This is a genomic window from Hydrocarboniphaga sp. FW305-C-57, assembly GCF_058783045.1.
Window position 1 is genome coordinate 608,061 of sequence record NZ_JBYSYG010000002.1, and the last position, 6,219, is coordinate 614,279.

General features: G+C 58.8%; 4 protein-coding genes. All 4 read right to left on the reverse strand.

What is annotated here, in order from left to right:
• Positions 1–3 precede the first annotated feature (3 nt).
• Positions 4–1,071, reverse strand: coding sequence for a hypothetical protein (locus AC3WUM_RS07090; RefSeq protein ID WP_492409497.1), 1,068 nt, complete (start codon positions 1,069–1,071; stop codon positions 4–6).
• On the reverse strand, positions 1,068–3,566 hold the full coding sequence (locus AC3WUM_RS07095) for a TnsB C-terminal domain-containing protein (RefSeq protein ID WP_492409498.1): 2,499 nt from the start codon (positions 3,564–3,566) through the stop codon (positions 1,068–1,070). The genes AC3WUM_RS07090 and AC3WUM_RS07095 overlap by 4 nt, the downstream gene beginning before the upstream one ends.
• 1,502 nt (positions 3,567–5,068) lie before the next feature.
• Positions 5,069–5,761 carry an RES family NAD+ phosphorylase gene (locus AC3WUM_RS07100; protein ID WP_492409499.1) on the reverse strand — a complete coding sequence of 231 codons (693 nt, stop codon included), beginning with the start codon at positions 5,759–5,761 and terminating at the stop codon, positions 5,069–5,071.
• Positions 5,758–6,180, reverse strand: coding sequence for an MbcA/ParS/Xre antitoxin family protein (locus AC3WUM_RS07105; RefSeq protein WP_492409500.1), 423 nt, complete (start codon positions 6,178–6,180; stop codon positions 5,758–5,760). Before AC3WUM_RS07105 ends, AC3WUM_RS07100 begins: the two co-directional genes overlap by 4 nt.
• Between the last annotated feature and the right edge of the window lie 39 nt (positions 6,181–6,219).

The following is a 6,219-nucleotide window of genomic DNA, read 5'->3' on the forward strand; positions in this document are numbered from 1 at the left end:
GGGCTACTCATTGTCGCTGCCAACCCTATCGCGCGATGGATTGCGCTCACCTACTCTTCGTCCATTGCGACTCCTACCTCTATCGGGTGTGTCAGGGGACGGAGACGATGCTGCGGACTCCTCGAAGTAACCCGCGATGGTCGAAATCTCGTGTTGTAAGACCTCGCGCTTCTTGGCGCGAGGAAGCTCCCTTTGGATGTCCTTCCAATTGAGCCTTTCCTTCTTGCGCTCCTCCATGCGCGCCAATGCGTCTGATATCGCCTGCTTAAGCCAGCCGATGCAACCGGCCGAAGCCGCATGCAGAGTCGAGGCATTTCCGACGAGGGTCCCTGATTCGACTAATGGGATGAGGATCTCTTCAAAACTCTTCACCGCGCTAATAAAGTCTGCGGCGGCAGCTTCATTATGGGCAGAGAGCGGCGGAACATGGAGCACTGTCGTGTGCAGGTCAAGCGATGCTTTGCGGTGCATTGTTCTTAGCAGCGGGATTCCACCGCCCATCACGACCACCTTGGGACGCTCGAACTTCCGAGCCGCCATCTGCTGAAAGATCTCCAGTGGAAGCGTGAGGTCGTCATCTGGCGCTCGACGGAGCATGGCATCTGCCCCGGAGATGAAGAGCGTTCGACAGCCACGCCGATGCAGGATGTGCTCAAAATCTCGACGCAGATTATCCTCAGCCCTGAAGGCTGCACTGCCGAGGAACTCGGTATAGAGCTTCGCCGATTCGGTCGCCCGGCGTCGTTGCCCGAGTATCGGCTCTTCCAATACCTCCAAGCCCGACTCCCAGAAATCCTTCCAATGAAATCGTCCGCGTGTGGGGACGCGAGCAACCAGCTCAACGGCGCAAAATGGATTCTCAGGCCTGCATGCTATCTGTAAGCGGCGATGACAGGCTCGGGCGATCGCAGTTACTCCTGTGCCCGGGGCACCGACCAGCAAGACGATGCTCCCTGGCAAAGCATAGGTCACGATGCTCTCTAGCTCGCCCAGAACATGCCGATACGTGGAGTGCTCGATGATGGTGCTTTCGAGCTTGCGATGGATCTCCCTCAAGGTGTCCGGGCTCATCGGCCAGACTCGGACGTCGATGACGCTGCAACCGAGGCTGGATCAACGCGGCCCCACACATCGTCAGCCTGCGCGGGATTGGCGCTCTGCGGATCGTGATCAAGCGATCTGAGGAAGTCATCCAGCGGGTTCTTGCTTATCGCCTCAATCGCCTCACGATGCCTGGCATGCTCTCGCAGCTGGTCATCGCGAGATTCTTGGTAACGCTGGCCGTGTTCGATCAGCTCGACGCTTACGGCTGACAGCTGGTCAGGCGACAGTCCCGCGTACTTGGGTTTGTGCTGATGCTCAAACCTCAGCCAACGATTTTTCGCGAAAACCATCACATAGGTGATGTCGAGCGGATCGTATCGAACAACGAGCTTTTTGCCGTAAAGATCTGGACTAACCGGTTCGCTTGGAAAGTATCGATGGTGTCCGCCAAACATTCGAATCCCTGTCTGGCGCTCGAAAGCGCGCTCGGCGCTGCGGGATGCGAAGGGCAACATGATGACCTTCGCACGCTCAAGGTCATTGATGATTCTGTGCTGGCGCTCGCCATGCTGCCGGCACGAGGACTGGCGCACTTCGGTTGGGGTAAGGCCACCAAAGGTGGCTGGGCGGTACGACGTGTTGTAGTAGTCAAAGAGAAATGCGCGAATCGCCAGCCAGAGAGAACCGAGCGTGCGGTCCGCAAATTGCGCCGGGTTCCAACCTCTGGGCCAGCTCTTGGGGTCCTGTCTGAGGACGTAGTTGCCCTGCAGGTAGCAGAGAAGCCCATGCTCGATCGTCAGGAAGCCCCGCTCGATGTCGGCGCCGTCCCTGGGAGACATATACCGGCGACAGATCTTGTCGGTGTTCGACTCGCCGAGGAGCGTTTCGACCGCGATACTGTCGTGCGCCTTTTCGCCATCAAGGAAGAGTTGCTCCGGGACACGTTTGTGAGTCCGGAAGCAATCCCAGATGCACCCGAGAACAGACTGCGCAGATGGATGTCGCCATGTCAGGTACATACCCAGGATTTCCTGGGCATGCCGATCCCGCATATAGGTCAGCCAAGGGCTTCCGCTAAGCGGCGACCGAGAAAATGCCGAAAGGCACCTAATCGGCAGAGGGGTGTGATCGAGGATCGCCAGCTGCCAAGCGCGCGACGCAGCCCGAGCATTGGCCACGGCGGTAAGTGGAGCCGATGGCGTACTTTGATACTTCGCCTCCGGACCCTCTCGCTTGGCAATATTCTCGAGGTCGGCTTTTCGTTCGCGTACCCGGACGTAAAAGGTCTGCCTGCTCGGAAGCGCCTTTCCTGCACATGTTTTGTCTGTTAGCAGCGAGCCATAAAAGCTTGAGACGGGCTCTAGACTGGCGGCAGCCTTCTCGACGTACGCGTTGAGCGTCGCGTTGATCTCATCGTCGAGCCGAGGAGTGCGATTCCCTCGCTCGTTAAAACGCGGCACAAATGCCAGAAATACGGGGTCGCTCGATGAAGCGGCTTTGCGCAAAGCCGAGACAAGGCCGCGCTCTCGCCTCGACAACGCTTCTTCTCCAGTTTTGGCGGCGGCCTTTCGTGCGGCTTCCAGCTTCTCCCACGCAGCCCGGATCTGCCGGGGCGAGAATTTCGAGAAATCGGGTTCTGCCCGCGTGCATTCGCCATGCAGGACTTCATTGGGGCCGTGGGCCCGGCCGTCATTGGCATTGGCATTGGCAAGTTCGGCGTGTTCTGCTGAAGCGTATAAGCGGACGGGCGCGAGGCCGCCCAGGCGATCGCGATCGAGATCCATGTAGATGAGGCCCTGTGCAATTCCGCCAACGATGTCGTCGGCAGTCCATCCGCCTGCATCTGCAACAAGTTGCTCGTAAGTGTTAATGCCGACACTGGAGAGGTGCCTGGCCAGCTTCTCGAATCCCGGCCCAGGACGCCATTTTTTTCGAAACCCCTTTCCGATAAAGAGGTAGTTCGCGGTTCGAACTGCTGAGAAGTCCGTGCTGACGAGAACCAAGTGTGGAATCCCCATCTTCTCTGCGGCCGACTGCGACGCAGGGTCGATGAAGTTTCCGCTCGAATCGCGGGCTAGTCGCGGATCATTCTCTGAGCTTCTCTTTTCGGCCGAATTGGCTTCTTTGCATTCGATAAGTATTGCTCGCCTATCGGGTAGCAGCACAAGGCAATCGGGAGTGGATGACGTAACCACTCGGCGTCCTGCGCGAGAACGATAGTCGAGTGGCAGCGGCTTCGGTTGCGGCCAGAGCTCGATATCGATCGGCGCGAAGTCGAGTTCTAAAAGCAGTAGAAATTCGACGGAAAGGCTTTCGGCCTCTTGCACGTAGCCCATCTTCTCGCCTGCGTAGCGTCCGGCGGAGTTATGCGGGCTTCGGCGAACGCGCCTAAATGGCGCCCCCTGGCGCGTCTCATCGATGTAGCGCCGACCATCATCGTTTGGGGCGTTGGCGGCATCGACGATTTTTTGAACGAGCGGGGATACAGCGCGCGAGCATCTTGCTCCAACGATATCGGCCATGATTTTCCTGGGTGTTGGACTGCCCTTCGTGCGGGCAAAAAGGTCCTTGACGGGTCCAGATTCACGGCCGATACTTTGCTTGCAAGAGCGGATCGGCAACGATTCCGGACCCGGAGCGGGAAACCGCTTCGGGTTTTTTGTTGGGCGCTAGAGTGGATTACTCTCCTTTAGTCGACGCCTTTCGGCAGGTGTAAGACAAGCAACCGCTTGGCAGAGCAACGTCGCTTTGACGCGCAGCCAACTCCGCAGCTAATCCCGTGAGGCTTCGCATGAAAGCATGGTCGCGCTGGCAAGCAGCCGTTGGTCGACTTTCCCAAGCCAAGTCGCCACGTCAAGCGTTCTTGCCATCCACGCTCTGCGCCCAGGCTCCTTGAAAATCGGCACCGGCAGCCTGTTCTGCTGAGCCGCCTGGCGAAAAGCCTGTGCGGACTGATATCCGAGCAAGTCGCGCAACTCCCGACCACTGACGAAGGGGCCACGGCTCTTGATGAATGCTTCTGCTGTTGATAGCGCCATCGATCTCATTCGGCAGCAATCATGTGCATCGATCGTATTTCGGCACGAACTACCGGACAAGGGTAAAAAGTCGGACGGATTTTTTACCTAGATAAAGCCGCCAAAATCCTGCATTAGTAGCCAGTATGAATAGCCAAGCAGTTCGTTCGCGCGGAAGCAGATGGCCTCGCTCAGTTGTCGTGTGCGCCGCGGCGGCAGTTCATGCCTGCTTGGCCGCCGCTTTCGGTGAGTGGAACGAACTCACGTGGGAAAGGGAAGTTGCTGGCGCTAGACCGAAGTCCTGGGAACCAACGGGTAAGTTCCGGCAGCTTCACGTTCCGAGAGGCGTGACGCTGAGGCAGATTCAGCACCGATTACCGAGTGCGGCGGTAACCCATTGGATCCATCATCCGCTTTGGTTGCTGCTCGCAAAGGAAATGGCGGACTACCAAACGGTCGACACCGCGCTCGAGTCCGTTGATGGACCCTCCAGAAAGCTGATTTGGGATTTCGAGTGCCAGCCCTTTACTGATCGAAGCCGGCTACGAACGCCTCCGACGCTGGAACTCCTCCATGCCCTATGGGAAGTTGGCGATGAGCACGCCCTGACTGCGATGGTAGCCCTGACGCTGGAGGCGCGAGCTGCTCGGCAGGCCAGCTTCATGCGATATGGGGCCGAGGGCATATGGCACATTCTCCCGCGTGTTCTTGCGAGGTCCCTTCCACTCCATGCGGGGTGGCCAGCGCTGCTAGATATCTTCTCGCAGCGAATCTGGACTTGTCCTGAGAATGTCTCAGTGTTTTACAAGTGGGTTCCGATCGATGTCAAAAAATTGAGTGAGCAGTTGTGGGGACTGCGTTTAGACGGCGATGTTGCGGCTGTCGCACCGCCCAGGCGCTATCTAGAGCACGTATGCCGGCAAGCCTCGTGTCGCCTCCCGATGGGCAAAGGCACCGCAACGCGAGCGATTAGCAAGATGCTTTTGCCTGGGTGAAGCTACGGGCGGTCAGTTCCCGAGCGAAATTGCCTCGCCAATCGGCAGAACGTCGCTGATGCGTTCGCCGTCGAAAAGGTACTGATACATCTTTGATGGCACGACATCGGTGATTGCCGGCGGCCGGAACAGCGCAACACACCATCCTCCCCTGGCGCGAACCGACGGATAGATCAGTCCATAGGCCTTCGCATCGCGCAGCTGCGCACCGACCTTGCGGCTCATCTGGTAGTCGTTGACATCAAGAGCTGCCTTGGGGAGCCGGCGACGTCCGTCCACGAGCTTCTGTGCCAGGCGACCCGCGTACTGTCGCATCTCGACGCGACACGGGCCTTCGCCTGTTAGCTTCAGAAAGATGGCGCGGTGATGCGCGGTCTCACGAATCGCGACTCTCTCGCTGTCACCACAGTAGTACACGCCGTAGCTGCCATCGGAGAATCGGGAGCCTGCCGGTGACGGATGCGTGAAGGCGCCCATTACGGTGGTTGCGCCGGGCCCAACAACCCAGTCCTCGGGGTCCACCAGGTGAAGCGCGCCGATGTCCGCACGCAACCGCTCATTGGTCCGAGCTTCGATCTCAAAGGCGATGTCCAGTTCATCGTGCGAAACCAGTCCGTCAAACACACCGACGGGTGGGAATCGCGATGGGATGATGCGGTAGGCAGTCTCGAACGGCGGCTTGATCGTGCGCAGGCCGTCGATCATCCGCGCCATCCGTCGAGATAACGCCGAACGTACTGAAGATCTTCCATGCGGCCGCGCAGCATGCGATCCAGTGCGGACTGACCGTCGAAGCCAGGCCCCTGGTTTGGGCGCTTGACCCAACCATCCGCCTGCGCATCGTCCATAAACAGGATGCGTAGGGCTTTGTGAATGCCGAGTAGGTAGCTCACCCGATCCAATGTGTCAGGTCCGAAGTCGGCTGCAATCGCGCCCTTGTCCGAGAGCTGGGCTTTCCAGCGCTGAATGGTTGAGCGCCCCACGCCGCCGAGCAGAACCGAAAGCTGGTCGTCGGTGAGGCCCCATAGGCGAGCAATGCCCAGCACGGCCTTGAATGCGACCGTAGTTTGTCGATCGCGGCTCGTCGTCTGGCGTGGGCGATGTGCGGTTGCTGATCCTGCCATGGTCGATCTCCGCCATGTCTCACATGGAGTAATCTATAT